At 44.3% G+C, this 1,127-nt stretch carries 1 protein-coding gene; it reads right to left on the minus strand.

The annotated features are described in order from the left end of the window. On the minus strand, positions 1-1,127 hold a 1,127-nt coding region (locus JS605_RS17420), incomplete at both ends, for a MopE-related protein (protein WP_249777577.1).

Here is a 1,127-nt window from a genome sequence, read left to right on the forward strand (position 1 = left end):
AAGTTTGCACCGTCTCCAGAAGGGTCGGAGCTTAGCGCGTCATAATTTTCAAGCTCAATAACTACAGGTACATTAGGAGTAGCTCCAAGTTGCGGTATTACGCCATTGTATGCCACACCATTGTATTGTGATAGGATGGTATCTGGTGTTTCAGGATTACAATCATCATCAATTCCATTATCCAATATTTCAGTAGCTGAAGAGTTTACTGCTGGATCTGTGTCATCACAATCCGTATCAGAGTTCTCGCCATCGCCATCGGCATCTACTGTGTCAAGAGTTTCAGGGTTACAATCGTTATCTATCCCATCGTAAAGAACTTCGGTAGCCGAGGAGTTCACTGCTGGATCTGTGTCATCACAATCTGTATCGGAGTTCTCGCCATCACCATCGGCATCCACCGTGTCAAGAGTTTCAGGGTTACAATCGTTATCTATCCCATCGTAAAGAATTTCGGTAGCTGAAGAGTTCACTGCAGGGTCTGTGTCATCACAATCCGTATCAGAGTTCTCGCCATCGCCATCGGCATCTAGGGTATCAGGAGTTTCAGGGTTACAATCGTTATCTATCCCATCATAAAGAATTTCGGTAGCTGAAGAGTTTACTGCTGGATCTGTATCATCACAATCCGTATCAGAGTTTTCGCCATCGCCATCAGCATCCACCGTGTCAAGAGTTTCAGGGTTACAATCGTTATCTATCCCATCATAAAGAATTTCAGTAGCTGAAGAGTTCACTGCAGGGTCTGTGTCATCACAATCACCTTCATTTTCAGTTTGTCCATCGCCATCATCATCACTATCCGCAGAGCTATCTAGAGTTTCAGGATTACAATCATCATCAATTCCATTATCCAATATTTCGGTAGCTGAAGAGTTCACTGCAGGGTCTGTATCATCACAATCCGTATCAGAGTTTTCGCCATCGCCATCAGCATCTACCGTGTCTGGTGTTTCAGAGTTACAATCGTTATCTATCCCGTCATAAAGAATTTCGGTAGCCGAGGAGTTCACTGCAGGGTCTGTGTCATCACAATCCGTATCAGAGTTTTCGCCATCGCCATCAGCATCTACCGTGTCTGGTGTTTCAGGGTTACAATCGTTATCTATCCCGTCATAAAGAATTTC

The sequence above is a fragment of the Hyunsoonleella ulvae genome (assembly GCF_016827605.1).
Taxonomy (GTDB): domain Bacteria; phylum Bacteroidota; class Bacteroidia; order Flavobacteriales; family Flavobacteriaceae; genus Jejuia; species Jejuia ulvae.